This is a genomic window from Gemella sp. zg-570, from assembly GCF_018866345.1.
In the GTDB taxonomy this organism is placed as follows: Bacteria; Bacillota; Bacilli; order Staphylococcales; family Gemellaceae; genus Gemelliphila.
This window is the reverse complement of the sequence record NZ_CP076443.1, coordinates 1,516,580-1,533,634: the sequence shown is the minus strand read 5'-3', so window position 1 is coordinate 1,533,634 and position 17,055 is coordinate 1,516,580. Positions and strand designations below refer to the sequence as shown.

At 30.3% G+C, this 17,055-nt stretch carries 14 protein-coding genes and 2 pseudogenes; 12 read left to right on the top strand and 4 right to left on the bottom strand.

Translation table 11 applies throughout. The features are described 5' to 3' along the window. Positions 1–115: 115 nt before the first annotated feature. From KMP11_RS07475 to KMP11_RS07460, 4 genes are all read left to right on the top strand, one after another. The gene (locus KMP11_RS07475) at positions 116–2,158 is read left to right on the top strand and encodes an amidase family protein (RefSeq protein ID WP_215756930.1); all 2,043 of its coding nucleotides are present in this window, start codon (positions 116–118) and stop codon (positions 2,156–2,158) included. A gap of 434 nt (positions 2,159–2,592) precedes the next feature. Then, complete coding sequence (locus KMP11_RS07470; RefSeq protein ID WP_215756929.1) at positions 2,593–3,030, top strand: Rrf2 family transcriptional regulator; 438 nt, start codon at positions 2,593–2,595, stop codon at positions 3,028–3,030. Continuing rightward, complete coding sequence (locus KMP11_RS07465; RefSeq protein WP_215756928.1) at positions 3,008–4,027, top strand: NADP-dependent oxidoreductase; 1,020 nt, start codon at positions 3,008–3,010, stop codon at positions 4,025–4,027. Before KMP11_RS07470 ends, KMP11_RS07465 begins: the two co-directional genes overlap by 23 nt. A 5-nt stretch (positions 4,028–4,032) precedes the next feature. Beyond that, on the top strand, positions 4,033–4,869 hold the full coding sequence (locus KMP11_RS07460) for an alpha/beta fold hydrolase (protein WP_215756927.1): 837 nt from the start codon (positions 4,033–4,035) through the stop codon (positions 4,867–4,869). Positions 4,870–5,211: 342 nt separating this feature from the next. Here the strand turns inward: KMP11_RS07460 and KMP11_RS07455 are convergent, their stop codons facing one another. From KMP11_RS07455 to KMP11_RS07445, 3 genes are all read right to left on the bottom strand, one after another. After that, positions 5,212–6,492: a hydroxymethylglutaryl-CoA reductase, degradative gene (locus KMP11_RS07455; RefSeq protein ID WP_216279838.1), complete on the bottom strand. Its 1,281-nt coding sequence runs from the start codon at positions 6,490–6,492 to the stop codon at positions 5,212–5,214. 88 nt (positions 6,493–6,580) lie between these two features. Further along, a complete protein-coding gene (locus tag KMP11_RS07450) occupies positions 6,581–7,741 on the bottom strand; it encodes a hydroxymethylglutaryl-CoA synthase (protein ID WP_215756925.1) in 1,161 nt (386 codons plus the stop codon). 26 nt (positions 7,742–7,767) lie between these two features. Next, positions 7,768–8,949, bottom strand: a complete 1,182-nt coding sequence (locus tag KMP11_RS07445) for an acetyl-CoA C-acetyltransferase (RefSeq protein ID WP_215756924.1) — start codon at positions 8,947–8,949, stop codon at positions 7,768–7,770. A gap of 554 nt (positions 8,950–9,503) precedes the next feature. On the opposite strand from KMP11_RS07445, the pseudogene KMP11_RS07880 reads away from it, so the two are divergent. The 5 genes and pseudogenes from KMP11_RS07880 to KMP11_RS07415 all read left to right on the top strand — a co-directional run bounded on the left by KMP11_RS07880 (position 9,504) and on the right by KMP11_RS07415 (position 13,372). After that, positions 9,504–10,782, top strand: a pseudogene (locus KMP11_RS07880) (proline reductase-associated electron transfer protein PrdC). A gap of 20 nt (positions 10,783–10,802) precedes the next feature. Next, the gene (locus KMP11_RS07795) at positions 10,803–11,132 is read left to right on the top strand and encodes a hypothetical protein (protein ID WP_252344735.1); all 330 of its coding nucleotides are present in this window, start codon (positions 10,803–10,805) and stop codon (positions 11,130–11,132) included. Positions 11,133–11,143: 11 nt separating this feature from the next. Further along, positions 11,144–12,039 (top strand): annotated as a pseudogene (locus KMP11_RS07790) (proline racemase family protein). 99 nt (positions 12,040–12,138) lie between these two features. Then, complete coding sequence (locus KMP11_RS07420) at positions 12,139–12,504, top strand: hypothetical protein (RefSeq protein ID WP_215756921.1); 366 nt, start codon at positions 12,139–12,141, stop codon at positions 12,502–12,504. Positions 12,505–12,559: 55 nt separating this feature from the next. Then, positions 12,560–13,372, top strand: coding sequence for a C39 family peptidase (locus tag KMP11_RS07415; protein ID WP_215756920.1), 813 nt, complete (start codon positions 12,560–12,562; stop codon positions 13,370–13,372). Positions 13,373–13,791: 419 nt separating this feature from the next. Here KMP11_RS07415 and KMP11_RS07410 read toward each other — a convergent pair whose 3' ends face one another. Continuing rightward, on the bottom strand, positions 13,792–14,664 hold the full coding sequence (locus KMP11_RS07410) for a LysR family transcriptional regulator (protein ID WP_215756645.1): 873 nt from the start codon (positions 14,662–14,664) through the stop codon (positions 13,792–13,794). Positions 14,665–14,800: 136 nt separating this feature from the next. Between KMP11_RS07410 and KMP11_RS07405 the strand changes: the two genes are divergently transcribed. The 3 genes from KMP11_RS07405 to KMP11_RS07395 are packed head-to-tail and all read left to right on the top strand — an operon-like array spanning position 14,801 to position 16,841. Then, complete coding sequence (locus KMP11_RS07405) at positions 14,801–15,370, top strand: DapH/DapD/GlmU-related protein (RefSeq protein WP_215756646.1); 570 nt, start codon at positions 14,801–14,803, stop codon at positions 15,368–15,370. 2 nt (positions 15,371–15,372) lie between these two features. Further along, a complete protein-coding gene (locus tag KMP11_RS07400; protein ID WP_215756647.1) occupies positions 15,373–15,861 on the top strand; it encodes a cyclophilin-like fold protein in 489 nt (162 codons plus the stop codon). A 14-nt stretch (positions 15,862–15,875) separates the two neighbouring features. Next, on the top strand, positions 15,876–16,841 hold the full coding sequence (locus KMP11_RS07395; RefSeq protein ID WP_215756648.1) for an alpha/beta hydrolase: 966 nt from the start codon (positions 15,876–15,878) through the stop codon (positions 16,839–16,841). Positions 16,842–17,055 lie beyond the last annotated feature (214 nt).

The following is a 17,055-nucleotide window of genomic DNA, read 5'->3' as shown; positions in this document are numbered from 1 at the left end:
TAGATAATTATCAATTAAATTTAGTTTAAATTTTTGATATTAAAAGAAATTTTTTATTATATTTTTTAAAAAAATGTTATAATTATAAATACTAATATAAAAAAGGAGATTATATATGCAAAAGAAAAATAAGTTTATAGCGGTTTTATTAGCAATAAATATTTTTATGTCGTCAAGTATGGTTTATGCAAGAGAAGTTCCACACGAAGCAAATATAGCATCATCTGAAAAAGATAGACCAGCTTACAAGTTGACGCTAGAGGAATATAAAAGCAAAAGTGGTTTAGAATTAGCCGAATTGGTTAGAGAGAAAAAAGTTACTAGTGAAGACTTGGTTAAACTAGCTTATGAAGTTATAGATAGTAAAAATAAAGACTTAAACGCTGTTATCACAACTCAAAGAGAAGAAGCTCTTAAGGAATCCAAAGAACTAGAAGATACAGGACAACCATTTTTAGGAGTTCCTATCTTAGTAAAAGGTTTGGGGCATACTACTAAGGGCGGAGAAAATACTAATGGTTTTGTCTTTAACAAGGGCAATATTTCAAAGTCAGATGGTTCTATGGTAAGAGAATTGAAAAAAATGGGCTTTATAGTCTTGGGGCAGACTAATTATCCAGAGTATGGGCTTAGAAATATCACAGATTCAAAATTATATGGTGCAACGTCTAATCCTTGGAATACAGATTATAATGCAGGGGGTTCATCTGGTGGATCGGCGGCATCTATTTCAAGTGGTATGGTTGCAATAGCAAGCGGTAGTGATGCAGGAGGATCTATTCGTATCCCTGCTTCTTGGACAGGACTTGTAGGATTAAAACCTAGTCGTGGTATGATTTATAATGCTAATCGTGATAGTAGAACACCTGCCGTTCATTTTCCACTAACTAAAAATGTAGAAGATGCTAAAGTTTTATTAGAGCATCTTCGTAATAAAAAAGCCACTCCTCTAAGAGTGTCAGATATCAAAACATTACCAATAGGATACACAGCTATTTCTCCAATGGGAACAGAGGTAAGCAGGGAGGCAAAAGAAGCTCTAATGGAGAGTGTTGACTTCTTTAAAGAACAAGGTTTTTCAGTAAAAGAAGTAGAGTGGGTAGTAAATGGTCGTGATATTATGCGTGATTATACATTGTTAAGTATTGCCAGTGCTGGTGGTTTTGGCAATCTTGAAAAAAAATTAGCAGAAAAAAACTATACAAAAAAAGATGTTGATCCCCTTGTGTGGGCCTTGTATATTACTTATAGAGATATGGATAAGAAGGAACTAAAAAAACAAGTTGACGAAGTATGGAAACGTGTAGCCACATATACAAACAAAATGGAAATGTTCCACAAGAATTTTCCGCTCTTGCTAACTCCGACAACAGCAACAACAGCCCCACTCAATACAGATATGTATATTGACAAAAAAGACCTAGAAGATATGTTAAATATTGAACAACTTAGTCAAGAAGAACGTTTAAAACTATTAAACAGACAGTGGGAGCCTATGCTTGTAAAAACACCATTTACCCAAATTGCAAACTTGACAGGAGAGCCAGCCCTTTCAATTCCTATGTATGTTTCTTCTAATAATCTACCTCTTGGTGTGATGTTGACAGGTTCTTGGGGGATGGACGATATTTTATTGGATATTGCTAAGATTGCTCAAGACAAGGGAAGATTTAATTTAAGAAGAGTACCTAAAAGTATACTAGATAATGATAATTATAAGCTGAAAGAAAATAATTTATCAAGTATAAAAGAATATGAAAAAGAAAAAATATCTAATAATTCTTTGGAAAAAACGGAAATAAAACAAAATAGCGATTTAGAAAAAGATACAGCAGTAAGAGGCAATTCAGTAGCAATTAGTAATGTTTCATTAGATATAGATAAAAACATACAAGATAATTTAATTAAGTCAGAAAAAAATATATTAAATAATAATTTTAAGTTAAAAGAAAACAATACTTCAAACATAAAAGACAATAAAAAAGAAGAAACAAGAACTGCTTCTTTAGATAAAAAAGAAAACAATTCAAAAGTAGATATAGAAAAAGAAAATAGCAAGCCTGCAATACCTAAAAATTTAAATCCTTATTTACTTATAGGAAGTATTTTTATTTTACTACTTTTAATAACAGTATTTTACAAAATTAGAAAAAAATAAAAAATAAAAAATAAAAAATAAAAAATAAAAAATAAAAAATAAAAAATAAAAATAATGTCTAACAAGTAGGCATTATTTTTATTTTTACTTTACAAAAATCAGAATGTATAATTTTTTATGATTTTCATAAAAGTTTAAAATTTTATTGATATTAAGAATAAAATATATTTCCATAAAAGGGAGAAACCCTTAGTATAAATAGGCTAAGGGTTATTTATGAAAAAATCTAAAAATATAAGTTCTAATATTATTATAGTTGATGAAACTTAAATTGACTTAAAACTAATAAAAAATTTTTATAATTAAATATTAAAAAACTCTTGACAAAAAGAAAAATTAAAATTATACTTATACTTGTATCTAAAACAAGAATAAGTTAAAAAGAAAATTTTTAAAAAGATATAAGATTTTTAATAAAGAAGAAAGGATAATTTATGGATACAAGATTTTCTGTTGCTTTACATATATTGCTCTACATTTCAGAAACAAAGAATGTGGCTTCGTCAGAATTATTGGCAACAAGTGTTAATACCAACAGTAGCCACATTAGAAAAATAATAGCACTGTTAAAACAAGCAGGCTTAATTGAAAGTAGTCAAGGTAAATCAGGATTTAGTTTGTCAAAAGATGTAAAGGATATTAGCCTAGCTGTTATATATAATTCAATTTATCAAGATAAAAAAATTCTAAATATTCACGGCCAAGCAAATATTGAATGCCCAGTCGGTGCAAATATAAAAGATGTACTAGACCCAGTTTTTGAAAGTTCAGAAAGAGCCTTTATAAAAGAATTAGAAAGTAAAACATTACATCAATTAATAGAAGATTTATATAAAATAGGAGAAAAAAATGAAAGTAGCAATACACACTAAATACAATAAAAATAATATCAAATTAGAATTTAAGGAAGTTTCAAAACCAGAAATTTCATTTAATGAAGTTTTAATAAAGGTTTTGGCAGCTGGAGTAAATCCTTTAGACAACATGATTTCAAGAGGAGAAGTTAAATTAATTGTTCCTTATAAACTACCACAGGTGGCAGGTAATGAATTTGTGGGTGTCGTAGAAAAAGTAGGGAAGTCAGTTTCAAATTTTTCGGTTGGTGATAGGGTATTTGCAAGGCTGCCACTAGAGAAAATCGGTGCATTTTCAGAGTATATAGCAGTAAATGAAGAAGCATTAGCCAAGGTGCCAGCCTATCTAAGCGATGAAGAAGCTGCAGCTATTCCACTAACAGCACTGACGATAATGCAGGCTTTAGATATAATGAACTACCAAAGCGGAAAAATAATTTTTATTTCTGGTGGAACTGGTGGTGTCGGAGGTATGGCAATCCCAATAGCCAAAGCCAAAGGCTTAAAAGTAATTACAAATGGTGATGGTTCAAATGCACAAAGAGTTTTAAATTTGGGAGCTGACCAATTTATAGACTATAAAAAAGAGGACTATAAAAAAGAGGACTATACAAAAATACTAAAAGATGTTGATTATGTGTTAGATACTTTAGGTGGGAACGAAACAGAAAAACAGATGAGTATTATGAAAAAAGGTGGTAGTTTAGTATCACTTCGTGCTATGCCAAATGGGTCGTTTGCTAAGAGAATGAATTTACCAAAATGGAAACAATTTTTATTCGCTCTAGTTGGTAAAAAATTTGATAAAATGGCAGAAAAATACGGAGTAACCTATAATTTTATTTTTGTTAAATCTAACGGTAAACAACTACAAGAAGTTGCTGATATATTTACAAAATTAGAAATTAAACCGTCTGTTGATACAATTTTTAAATTTGAAGATGTTAATGAGGCTTTAGACAAGATAGCAAATGGACGTTCAAGAGGAAAAACAGTACTAACATTTAAGGAGTAGGATAGATGACATATTTAGAACAGGCAAATAAATATATATTTGTAAATGGGGAAAAAATTGCATACAGAGAATTGAGTGCAGGAAAAAGCCCAATACCTTTAGTAATGTTGGTACATTTGGCGGCAACCCTAGATAATTGGGACCCTAAACTTTTAGACCTTGTTTCAGAAAAACACCACATTATAGTTTTAGATTTGCCAGGAGTAGGAGCAAGTACTGGTAAGGTAGCTGGCAGTATTCCTGCTATGGCAAGCCAAACTATTGATATTATCAAACAACTGGGCTATAAAAAAATAAATCTACTAGGTCTTTCAATGGGAGGTATGATTGCACAAGAAGTTGTAAGAAAAGATAAAAATTTAGTAGAAAAATTAATACTAGCTGGTACTGGCTCAAGAGGTAGCAAGGAACTAGATAAAGTAACAGGAAAAACTTTTAAATTTATGCTAAAGGCAGCCTTAAAAAGAGTTGACCCAAAACGCTATATTTTTTATAATCATGATGAGGCAGGCTATAAAGAAGCTATGAAAGTGCTGGATAGAATGGGAAAAAGAAGACCAGAGTTTAAGGATAAGGAAATGAATATACCTGGTTTTTTAGTACAATTAAAGGCTATAAAACTTTGGGGTAAATCAGAAGAAGATGACCTAAAATATATTACACAGCCAACTCTTATTGTAAATGGCGATAATGATATGCAGGTGCCGACTGAAAACTCTTATGATATGCATAAGAAAATTGCAAATAGCAAATTAATTATATACAAAAATTCTGGACATGGTTCAATTTTTCAATATGCAGAAGAATTTTCTAAAGACTTACTAGGTTTTTTAAACAATTAAATATAAATAAAGGTTTACTCAAGTATCTTAAATTAGATAAGCTAGAGTAAACCTTATTTTTTGGAAAAATTAATTTAATAAGTTGTGGGCGATTTTAATGTAATTTATTTAATAAAAATTTTGTATAAAAAGGAGAGACCCTTAGTCTAAATAGGCTAAGGGTTGTTTATGAAAAAAATTTAAATCTTTAAGCTTTGCTGCTATATTAATATTATATTTAATAAAACTTAAATAAACTTAAATACAGATAAAAAATTTTTTATCTTTTAGTTTTAAAATAAAATTTTATTAAAATTTATTTTTTTTGGTATCTAGTCTATAAAAATTTTGTTTGGATAGAGATTATTTAATTTTTTCTTTATTTTCTTTTATTAGGAGTTTTGCTGTTTCTAGGTTCATGTGTTTACTTTCTTGTAATTTTTCGGCTATTATTTCTACTTCTTCAGCTTTTGCCCCAGCTAAAAGGGCTAAGGATTTGGCGTGAAGTTTCATGTGTCCTTGCTGGATACCTACACTAACAAGGGCTTTTAATGCTGCAAAATTTTGTGCTAGACCAAGAGCTGTGATAAGGCTAGCCAATGTTTTTGCATCAGGATTTCCTAAAATTTCGTGGCTTATTTTGACACTGTTGTTAAGACCGATAGAACCACCGACACTGGCTATTGGCATGGGTAGGGTTATTTCACCAGATAAAATATTTTCGTTTTTATTAAATATCCAAGTTGACAAGCCCTCATAAGTTCCATTTCTTGTGGCGTAAGTGTGGCAGGCAGCTTCTACGGCTCGCCAGTCATTGCCGCTTGCAATTACGAGTGCGTCTATACCGTTAAAAATTCCCTTATTGTGAGTAGCCGCTCTATATGGGTCTAGTTTGGCAAATTTACTAGCTAATTCAATTTTTTTGGCTATTTCTTTTGCTTTTTCTATATCTTTATCAATATGCTGAATTTTAATTTTACAGCTTGCCGTAACCAAAGATTTTGTGGCATAATTTGATAGTATTGCCATAAGGGCAGAAGAATTTGTTAAATTTTCTAAGTAAGGTTTTATAGCTTCTAACATATTATTTAATATATTAGCCCCCATAGCTTCCTTAACGTCAACAGTAAGATAGACTACTAAAAATTTCACTTCATCATCTTCTAAAATCTTCCAACTAATATCGCAGGCTCCACCACCACGTTTTACTATTGAGGGGTGAGCCTCATTAGCTATTTGTAATAAATACAACTTATTTTCCTCAATTTTACTAGTTGCTTGTTCAAAATTTTCAACATCATATAGGGCGATTTGTCCAATCATTTTTCTATCTAAAATTTTTGTTTCAAAGCCACCAGATTTAGCAATTATTTTGCTGGCATTACTTGCTGCTGCTACAACTGAGGGTTCTTCTGTAACCATAGGTAGACTATATTCTTTATTATTAACTAAAATTTGTGGGACTATGCCAAAAGGTAGGGCAAAAGTTGCTATGTGATTTTCTGTCATATTGCCAGCAACATCTACATCTAAGGTAATATTTTCTAATAATTCGTGGCTGTGTTCATCACTAATTAAATTTAAATTTTTTAAAATTTCTATACGTTCCTTGCGAGTTTTTTTATAAAATCCTGTAAAAGTCATAGGCTACTCCTAATATTTTATTTTACATATATATTATCATAGTAAATAGTTTGTAACAATAAAAACTAGGTAGAAAATTAATCGCTACCTAGTTTTTGTTATATATTCTTTTGTGATTTTCAATTTTTTGTAGGGCAAATTTTGACTTGTCATCAAAACTAGCACTACCATTTTCATCTAAATCTATGGTTTTAAAAAATATTTCTTCGTATTGGTCAATATCAAGCCTAGTTCTATTTGCAAAATCACTTGTTAGTCTATTCTTTCTCAGTTTCAAATCAAAATCTTTTACAAGTGTAAGACTAAAAATTTCACAAACAGCTCCACTACCATAACTATATAGGGCTATATTATTTCCAGCTTTTAAATTTTTGCTGTTTTCTAGTAGTGAAAGGAGTCCTAAAAATAGGGAACCAGTATATATGTTACCAACACGTTGGCTATATAGTATAGAGGCTGTAAAGTTTGCTTCTAGTTTATTTTTTTTATCTTCTTCTATATTTGAAGTTATTGCTTGTAGTCCCTTAAGCCCTAATTTTGGATAGGGTAAATGGAAACAAATAGCAACAAAGTCAGAATAATTTTTTTTGTTTTTTTCTAAATATTTTTCCCATGTTGTCGTTAAACAATCTAGGTAGAGTTCCGTAGAAAATTTACCATCTACAAAGGGATATGGGCTGTAATTAGGTCGCCAAAAATCCATTAAATCTCTAGTTTGATAAACATTGTCGTTATTTATTAGGGCGATACTAGGATTTTGCTTTATTAACATTGCGACACTACCAGCACCCTGTGTAGATTCGCCACCAGAATTTATGCCGTATTTTGCAATATCACTAGCTATTACTAGAACATAAGAATTAGGTTTGCTAACTATGTGATTACGGGCAAATTCTAATGCCGCAGTAGCACCGTAGCAAGCCTCTTTTATTTCTACTGAACGGGCAAATTTTTGTATGTTAAGCAAGCTATGAATAAAAACAGAAGCGGCTTTACTCTGGTCAATACCAGTTTCAGTTCCTACTATAATCATGTCTATTTTTTCTTTATCTTCGTCTGTTAAAATTTCATAAGCAGCTCTGGCACCCAATGTTACTATATCTTGTGTGTGGGGAGCAATACTCATTTCAAGTTGCATAAAACCCTTTGTGAATTTTTCTGGTTCTACACCTCTTTTTAGGGCTAAATCTTCTATATTTAGATAATAGTCAGGCATAGCAAATCCAATTTTATCAATTCCAATATTCATAATTTATACCTTTCTTAATAAATATATTAATTCTTTTTAGATATTAATAGAGAAATTCCTTGACCGCCACCGATACAAAGTGAGGCAAGTCCTAATTTTTTGTTTTGTTTTTTTAATTCATGTACCAGGGAAACTAATATTCTAGCTCCGCTGGCACCGATAGGATGACCTAGTGCGATAGCTCCACCATTGACGTTGACCTTGTTTTTATCTATATCTAGTTCTCTAATGACGGCTATAGATTGGCTGGCAAAGGCTTCATTTATTTCAAACAAATCTATCTTATCTATTGAAATATTTTCTTTAGCCAATAATTTTTTTGTTGCATAGACGGGTCCTAAGCCCATAAGTTCTGGTTCTAGTCCTGAAGTAGCAAAACTTTCTATATATGCTAGCATTTCTATATTTAATTCTCTAGCTTTTTCTTCAGACATAAGAACAAGAAAAGCAACACCATCATTTATCCCAGAAGAATTGCCAGCAGTACCTATTCCATTTTTATCGAAGGAAGGTTTTAATTTTTCAAGTTTTTCTATTGTACTATTAAATCTAGGGTATTCGTCCGTATCAAAAATTTTAGTTTCACGACCGTCTTTTACTTCTAGGGGGATAATTTCATCTTTAAATTTATTATTTTTTATAGCATTTTCAGCCTTCTGCTGGCTTTCTAGAGCAAAAGTATCAGCCTCTTGTCTTGAAATATTATATTTTTTAGCAAGATTTTCAGCTGTAATTCCCATGTGATAATTATTAAATGCGTCAGTAAGACCGTCGTTTATTAAACTATCTACAAGTTCTATTGAACCCATTTTTGCTCCAAAACGACTTTGTTTACTTAGGTAGGGAGCTTGGCTCATAAATTCCATACCACCACAAATAACAATATCATTTTCTCCTAGCATAATGCTACTAGCAGCCAAGGTTACACTTTTCAAACCAGACCCACAAACCTTGTTGATAGCAAAGGCAGATACCTTATTTGGTAAACCAGCTTGTAGAGCAACTTGACGAGCAACATTTTGCCCTAAACCTGCCTGCAAGACATTTCCTAAAATCACTTCATCTACAAGGTTAGGGTTTAAATTAATTTTTTCTAAAGAAGCACGGATAACTTTTGCAGCAATTTCTGTAGGTTTTTCATCTTTTAGGCTTTTACCAAAAGAAGCAATAGCAGAACGTTGTGCTGAAACTATAGCTACCTTTTTCATTAAATTTTCTCCTGAAATTTTATAGTTTTATTATAGTTAGTATATTCTACTATAAAAAATTAATAAATTCAAATTTATAATATTAAAATAAAGAAGAAATTACTATAATTTTAAATTTTAAAAATTATATTTTGAAACACAATTAAAAAATAGCAAACATATATTGGTCGCTATATCAAATTGTTAAATAAAAAATTTTTATAAAATTTAAAAATAAAATATAAAACAATATATAACAGAATGTAACAGAAAACAGAAAACGACATGCAAGATCTGTGTTATAATGATAATAATTATCAATAAATTTGTTAGGTGTGTTTTTTATTGTTTTATTTACTTTGTATAAAAATCTTTCTAGCAAAATCATTGCTTTTTATATGATTATCGTTTATAAGTAACTGTTACAAAGTTGTTTTATTTTTCAAGAATATACTTGTTTTTTATTTCTGTATTATAATAAAAATTTAGTTTAAAGGTATAGAACACTACTTGTGAAAACTATTAATGTTTCAAGAAAGGAGAGAAAACTGGTTTACAAATTTAATTTTGAGAATATAAACATTCCTCTAAAACAATATCTAGGTGTACCATGTAAGCCTATAGTGGAAGTTGGACAGAGATTTAAAATATGAGAATTAATAGCTATCCCTAACGGGCTTGGAGCAAATATTCATGCTTCTTTATCTGGGGTTATTGAAGAAGTTACAGAATCTAATTTGCTCTTGAAGCTAGATGCTGAACAAAGTAATGATTATGTAAGACTTCCTGATACAAATGATATATTGTAAAGAATAAAAGATTCAGGTCTTGTTGGTTTAGGTGGGGATGGTTTCTCTGTTAGAATAAAATTATCTACTAAAATAGAGGGTGGATATATTTTAGCAAATGCAGTAGAGCATTAGCCAATTCTTTCTCATAATGTTAAATTTATGGAAGAAAAATCAGAAGTTCTTGTTCGTGGTCTGCAATATATGATGGAAATAACAGGAGCTACACAATCTTACATATCGATTAAAACAAAATATCGTAAATCCTTGCTTGCTGTTGGTAAAGCGTGTAAAGATGTACTTAATGTATCTGTGAAAATATTACCAGATATGTATCCAGCAGGTGATGAACGTGTAATTGTGCGTGAAGTTCTTGGAAAAGTTTTAGAAATTGGTCAATTACTACTAGAAGCTAATGCTGTGGTTTCAAATGTTGAGACTATTAGAAGAATAGGATAAGCCATAGAAGATGCAAAACCACTTATAGATAAAGATATAACAGTTGTTGGTGATGTACAACAGGAACAAGCTTTCTTAGATGTGCCAATTGGTTTGCCAATAGGAGAATTCATACATCATGCGGGAGGATATATTCATCCACATGGTGAAATTGTCAAGGGGGGATCATTCACAGGTAAAAGCACTACAGAAGAAGCATCTATTGAAAAAACAACAGAAGGTATCTTGGTAGCTATGCCTTACCCTACAGGTAAAGAAAAAGTATGTATACTTATTTGTGAATGTGGTGCAGGAGAAGAAAGACTTTGCGAAATAGTGGCTGGTATGAGGTATGAAGTTGTATATGTTGAAATCTGTAAACGCATGAAACCAGATAAAAACAGAAGATACCGTTGTGAACTTCCAGGTATTTGCCCAGGACAGGCTGAAAAAGTATTAAAAATGAAAAAAGACGAGGCTAATGCGGTAATAAACAGGTACATGTTAGGATTGAACTAACACTGGTACAGGAGTCGCTCCTAGGTTAGGAGTCGTAGTATACCATAGTATCGATCATGTACTTAGAGATGCTGGACACAAATTATACCGAAGCATTGTAAAAAAATAAATAAATAGGAGAACATGTAAATGTCAATTACAGAAGAAATCCTTAAAGCACTTAAAGCTGTAGATGATTATAATTTAGTAGTAGATACAATTCACTTAAAACAATATCTCCTTCCAGGTAACAAAAAAGTTGTTTTCGTTAAAGAAATTATGGGACAAGGTGCTATGCATGATAATCTAATTATGCCAGTAGAACAAATAGGAACATTAGGGGTAAAACCAAACGTAGACTTGGGTAACTTACCAGTTATGCTTGCTTCAACAGAAATTTTAGATGGTGGTATTCATGCCCTAACTTTTATCGAACCAACTTCTAAAGAGTGTTCAAGACACTATACCGTGAACCATTAGTATTAGAAGCGATGGCTGATGAAGAAATTGACTTGATAGGGATATTATTAGTAGGTTCTCCTCAAGCAAACTCTGAAAAATTCTATGTACCTAAACGTTTAGGTATTACTATCGAAGCTATGGGCGTAGATGGAGTTATCGTAACAACAGACGGATTTGTTAATAACCATATTGACTTTGGCTCTCATATAGAAGAAGCAGGTAGACGTGGAATTTCAGTAGTTGGTATGACATACTCAGCCCAACAAGGTGCTTTAGTAGTTGCTAATCAATACATGGATGCTATGGTAGATAATAATAAATCTAAACTAGGCATTGAAAAGCAAATTCTTTCAAATAATACGCTATGTAAAGAAGATGTTGAGTTAGAAGTAGAGGGTGTAGGAAAAGTAAAATTTTATATTTCGTTTGGAGGAAGTTTCTTTGCGATAATTTCAGCAGAGCAATTAGGACTTACTGTATGTCCATAAAATGCTTCTTTATTAAAAGAAAAAGCATTGAAATTACGTGATGCAGTAAATGCACAAATAGAAATACAACATCCAACATTATCACATATTAAGTCGGTTGACTTAGTTGAAATCTATGACAAACCAACGAATCCAGAAGCAACATATAAAAATGTTGTAGTGTTCGGAGATGGTAATATTGACCGTTCACCATGTGGGACAGGAACATCAGCTAAACTAGCTACTCTATACAAAAAAGTGAATTAAAAGTGGGAGAACCATTTGTATATGAAAGTATCTTAGGAACTATATTCAAAGGAAGAATATTAGAAGAAAAAGACTTAGCAGGTTATGTAGCAATTATCCCAGAAATCACAGGTTCAGGCTATATTACTGGATTTAGTAATTTTGTTTACTACCCTGAAGATCCGTTAACATATGGTTTCTTACTAGGATAAAATTTAAGAATATAAGACCATTAGGAACTAATATTTTTAAAGTTTTAATCTATGAAAATTATTTTCTAATGGTCTAAAAACAAAAAAGGAGATAAAACTATGAGTTTATTATTATCATTACAACTATTATTGGGGGCAGGTGCTGTCTACTTTGTAGTTATGTTATGTATTGATTTGTTAAAAAATAAAAATAATTTAGGGAAAGAAAATCCAATAGTAGCATTCCCAATTATGATGGCGTCTTGTGCTGGTCTTATGGCGATTGGTTCACAATCATTCATTAAAGAAGGAAAGTATACAAGAATAGGTTCTATCATGATAACAATTGGTGGATTACTAGGGGTTTGGGTTGCGTTCAAATTTGTTACTAACCTAAACTTAGAAATACTTACATGGGTAATCATTGTAGTAGTTATCTTTACAGGATTCTCAATGTTAAATAAGGGTTACAAAAAAGCAGCATAATATAATAATTAAAATACGAGGGATTTTCTCTCGTATTTTTTAAAAGGTGATATTTATGAAAAAATATTTGAGTTTAATTTTAATTTTAATTTTTTGTCTAGGATGCTTTTTCATAATTAAGAATAAATTTTATTCTAAGAATATAAGTAGTAATAATATTTCTACTGATATGTCAGATAAAAATAAGAAAAAGGATAGGGAAGCATCTTCTGAAAAATTAAAAAATGAAGATAAAATTGAAAATAAAACTGACAAAACATCAGAAACAAAAAGCCCTGAAATACCAAATTATACTGTTGTAGATGGTGTTAAGATAGGAAAAAAATTTGTTTTAGATGTTAATCAGCAAATTCAAAAAGAGTGGTATTACTGTGCACCGACTACGGTGAGTATGATACTTAGTGCCAAGGATAAAGATGTTGACCAATATACACTCGCTAAAGAAATGGGAACTTATGAACCTTTTGGAACTCATAATAAAGATGCTATCCGTATTTTGAATAAATATATGTTTGGCTATGAATATCCAGCTGACAATCAGAGTGGTTATAGATTAGAAAGTGTTAGTCTTGTTAATGAAGAAGTTTTAGCAACTTTTAAAAAACGATTAAAGAAAAATATTGAAGATGGATATCCCATGTATTACACTTTTGATATGTCAAAGGTATATGAAGGTAGGCAAGGTGAGCATAATGTAGTAGGCATAGGATACGCATTGACACCAGACGAAAGTGATATAGCCTTGCTTTATTATATAGACCCCTCTTATAAAGTGCAAGATGCTACTTATGGAGGTTTGAAAGTAATTACTCCTGAGCAGCTGCTAACAGCCATGTTGACATGTGAAGAACCAAATTATGCTTGGTAAGAATTACCTCTACTAAATTTAGTAGGGGTAATTTTTTATTTTTAGATTGCTAGGAAAGTATAATAATTATGGTTAATTTTGATTGTATAAATAAGGACTTGTTTATAAAAAATAAAAAGACGACTAAAAGTCGTCTTTAATAAAAGATATACACTTAAAAATAAAATTTTGTCGCAAAGGAGTTTTGTAATCAATGTATTAAAAGTTTATATTGATTACAATCATATAAAAACAAAATTATTACTTTCTATATTTATTTTAACATAAAGAATAAATTGTGTAAAGAGTGTATTTAAAAATTTAAAATTTTAATTCTAGGATTGTCAAATATATGTGATAAAACATTTATAAAGACAGCTAAGTTGAGTTTTTAAAATACTTCTTAAGTATTTCGTCTGGAGTTTTAAAATTTTAGTAAATTATATAGTTTTGTTAAGTTCTTCTAAAAATAAGGAAGCAGATTGTGAAAGTAATTTTTTGTTAGACCATATTATTTTCATTGGCGATGAGAAGCGGGGTTCAATTTCTTTAAAACATAAATCGCTTTGTTGGCTAACATCTACTAGCTTATTAAAGCACAGGGCATAACCTAAATTTTCTTTTACAAAAAGACTTGCATTATATAGAAGGTCATAAGTTCCCACAATATTTATTTTATCTTTCATTTCTTTTAGTTCGTTGGGCATTTCATCAGAAAATCCTTGTCTTGATATAATAAGGGGTAAGTTTGCAATTTCTGGAATGGTAATTTTTTCTTTTTTAGCAATAGGACTATCCTTTCTCATTAGTATTCCCCATATATCCTTGTAGGGTAGTTCTTTGTACTTATAATTTGAAGTGTCAACCGACTGAACAGTTATGGCAAAATCTAAAATTCCCTTGTCTAATTTTTCTGTAACAGTTTGATAATTGCCGCTATACAAATGAAATTTTATATTCGGATATTTTTGATTTAATGATTTTATTGTTTTGGCAATAGTAGTTATTCCATAAGATTCTGCACAACCTATATGTAATTCTCCCCCATTAAATTTATTCATTGTATGAAATTCTGCTGTCGTTTTATCCACTATATCTATTATATCTAAAGCTCTTTTGTAAAAAATTTCTCCTTCTGTGGTTAGCTGTATACTATGGTTTAGCCTATTAAATAATTTTTGTTGTAGTTCTTCTTCTAAGTCTTTTAATTGTCTTGATATTGTAGGTTGAGTAACATGTAAATTTTTGGCAGCTTTGGTAATATTTTTTTCTTTTGCTATTTCTATAAAATATCTTAAAACTCTAATTTCCATAACTTATTCTCCTAAAAATATTTAATTTATTATAACATAAGAAATACTAAATTACTATAACTAGATATAATATATAGGTATTTGCTATTTCTATTTTTAAATTTTATAATTATTTATAGGAGCAAGGCGGTATAAGATGAATTTAGAAAAATTTTTAGAATATATGGAGCAGGATAGGATAATAAAAGCGGGTTCTGAAATACATGAGTATATGCATTATTTATCTCAAGAAGCTATAAAAATTACTATGGAGATAAATAATAAATACCACAGCCAAGAAGAGATAAAAATTTTAATGGAGGAATTAACAGGAAGAAAAATTGATGATAGTTTTGTTCTTTTTCCTCCCTTTTATACAGATTGCGGAAAAAATATTCAAATAGGTAAAAATGTTTTTATTAATGCCGACTGTAAATTTCAGGACCAAGGAGGTATTGAAATTGGTGATGGTAGTCTTATAGGTCATGGAGTTGTTTTAGCAACAATTAATCATGAACTTAGTCCTGAAAAAAGAGGGAATATGCTAGCCTCTAGAATTAAAATAGGCAAAAATGTCTGGATTGGTTCTAACTCTACAATATGCCAAGGGGTAGAAATAGGAGATGGAGCAGTTGTGGCAGCTGGTTCGGTTGTTACAAAAAATGTGGAGAAAAATACTCTTGTCGGCGGAGTTCCTGCGAGATTTATAAAAAATATTAAGGAGTAATTTTGAAAAAGATATTCTTTTTACTGTTGATTGCAATATTCTTATTGTCAGCTTGTAATCACAGTTTCAATAAAAAAGTTGATACAAATTCAAATAATAATTCGGAAGAAAAAATAGAAATGAATAAAAAAATAGATAATTTAAAATTAAATGTAAAAATAGATAATTTTAATTTCACAGCAAAATTAGAAAACAATGTAGCTGTTAGAGACTTAATAAATTTATTAAAAGAAAAACCTATCATTATAGATATGCAAGATTATTCAGGTTTTGAAAAAGTTGGTTCTCTTGGTCAAAGTATAGCTAGTGATGATAAGAAAATTACAAGTCAAAAAGGTGATATTTTTTTATACAATAGTAGAGATATTGTAATATTTTACGGCACGAATACTTGGAATTACACAAAAATAGCAAGTATAGATGATGTAGGAGATTTAGAAAAAGCTATGAATAATAAAAATGTTAGAGTAGAATTTTTACTTATAAAATAAAGGAGGAATAATTTGTGGAAAATTTAAATTTAACTAGAGAGTGGGATAAAACTTTTGAAAAAAGTGTAGATATTGAACATAAAAAAGTAATTTTTGTAAATCGTTACGGAATTACACTTGCGGCTGATTTGTATAGCCCAAAAAATCAAGAAGAAAAACTACCTGCTATTGCAGTTTCTGGACCCTTTGGAGCGGTAAAAGAACAATCTTCTGGTCTGTATGCACAAGAAATGGTAAAAAGAGGCTTTATTACTCTTGCCTTTGACCCGTCATTTACTGGTGAAAGTGGCGGAGCTGTCAGAAATGTTGCTTCTCCCGATATAAATACGGAAGATTTTTCAGCGGCGGTAGATTTTCTTTCGGTACAAGAAAATGTGAATGCAGAAAAAATTTCTATAATTGGTATATGTGGTTGGGGAGGTATGGCATTGAATGCCGCTGCCATAGATACGAGAATTAAAGCAACTGTTGCCTCTACGATGTACGATATGACAAGGGTAATTTCAAAAGGATATAATGACCAAGTAGATGCTGAGCAAAGATATGAAATTCGTAAACAATTAAATGAGCAAAGAAGCCTAGATTATAAAAATGGAGATTACTTGCTTGCTGGTGGTGTAGTTGACCCGCTACCAAAAGATGCTCCTGAATTTGTAAAAAATTACTATGATTATTATAAAACTGCTAGGGGTTATCACAAACGTTCTTTAAATTCTAATAAGGGTTGGAATGTAACTTCAAGTATTTCTTTTATGAATATGCCAATTCTGCAGTATACAGATGAAATAAGAAGTGCCTGTTTAATCATACATGGCGAAAAAGCTCACTCTCTTTACTTTGGCAAGGAGGCTTTTAAAAAGTTAAGAGGGAATAATAAAGAACTTTTTATAATTCCAAATGCAAATCATGTAGACTTATATGATAGGTTAGATATTATACCTTTTGATAAAATAGAAGATTTTATCAGAAAAAATATTTAGAATATTTATATTAAAAATTTTATAAAAAATTTTCAGGTCAAAGCTGTCAACCTCCCCCTAAATACATCTAAAATCTATATTACTAAATTTAGTAGTATAGATTTTTATTTTTATAAAACACAAACATTATTTTTAAAAACCAAGAAAATTTTTATTTTTTACGAATATTATTTGCTAAAGAGATAAACAAGTGATATAATTAAAAGAAAATACG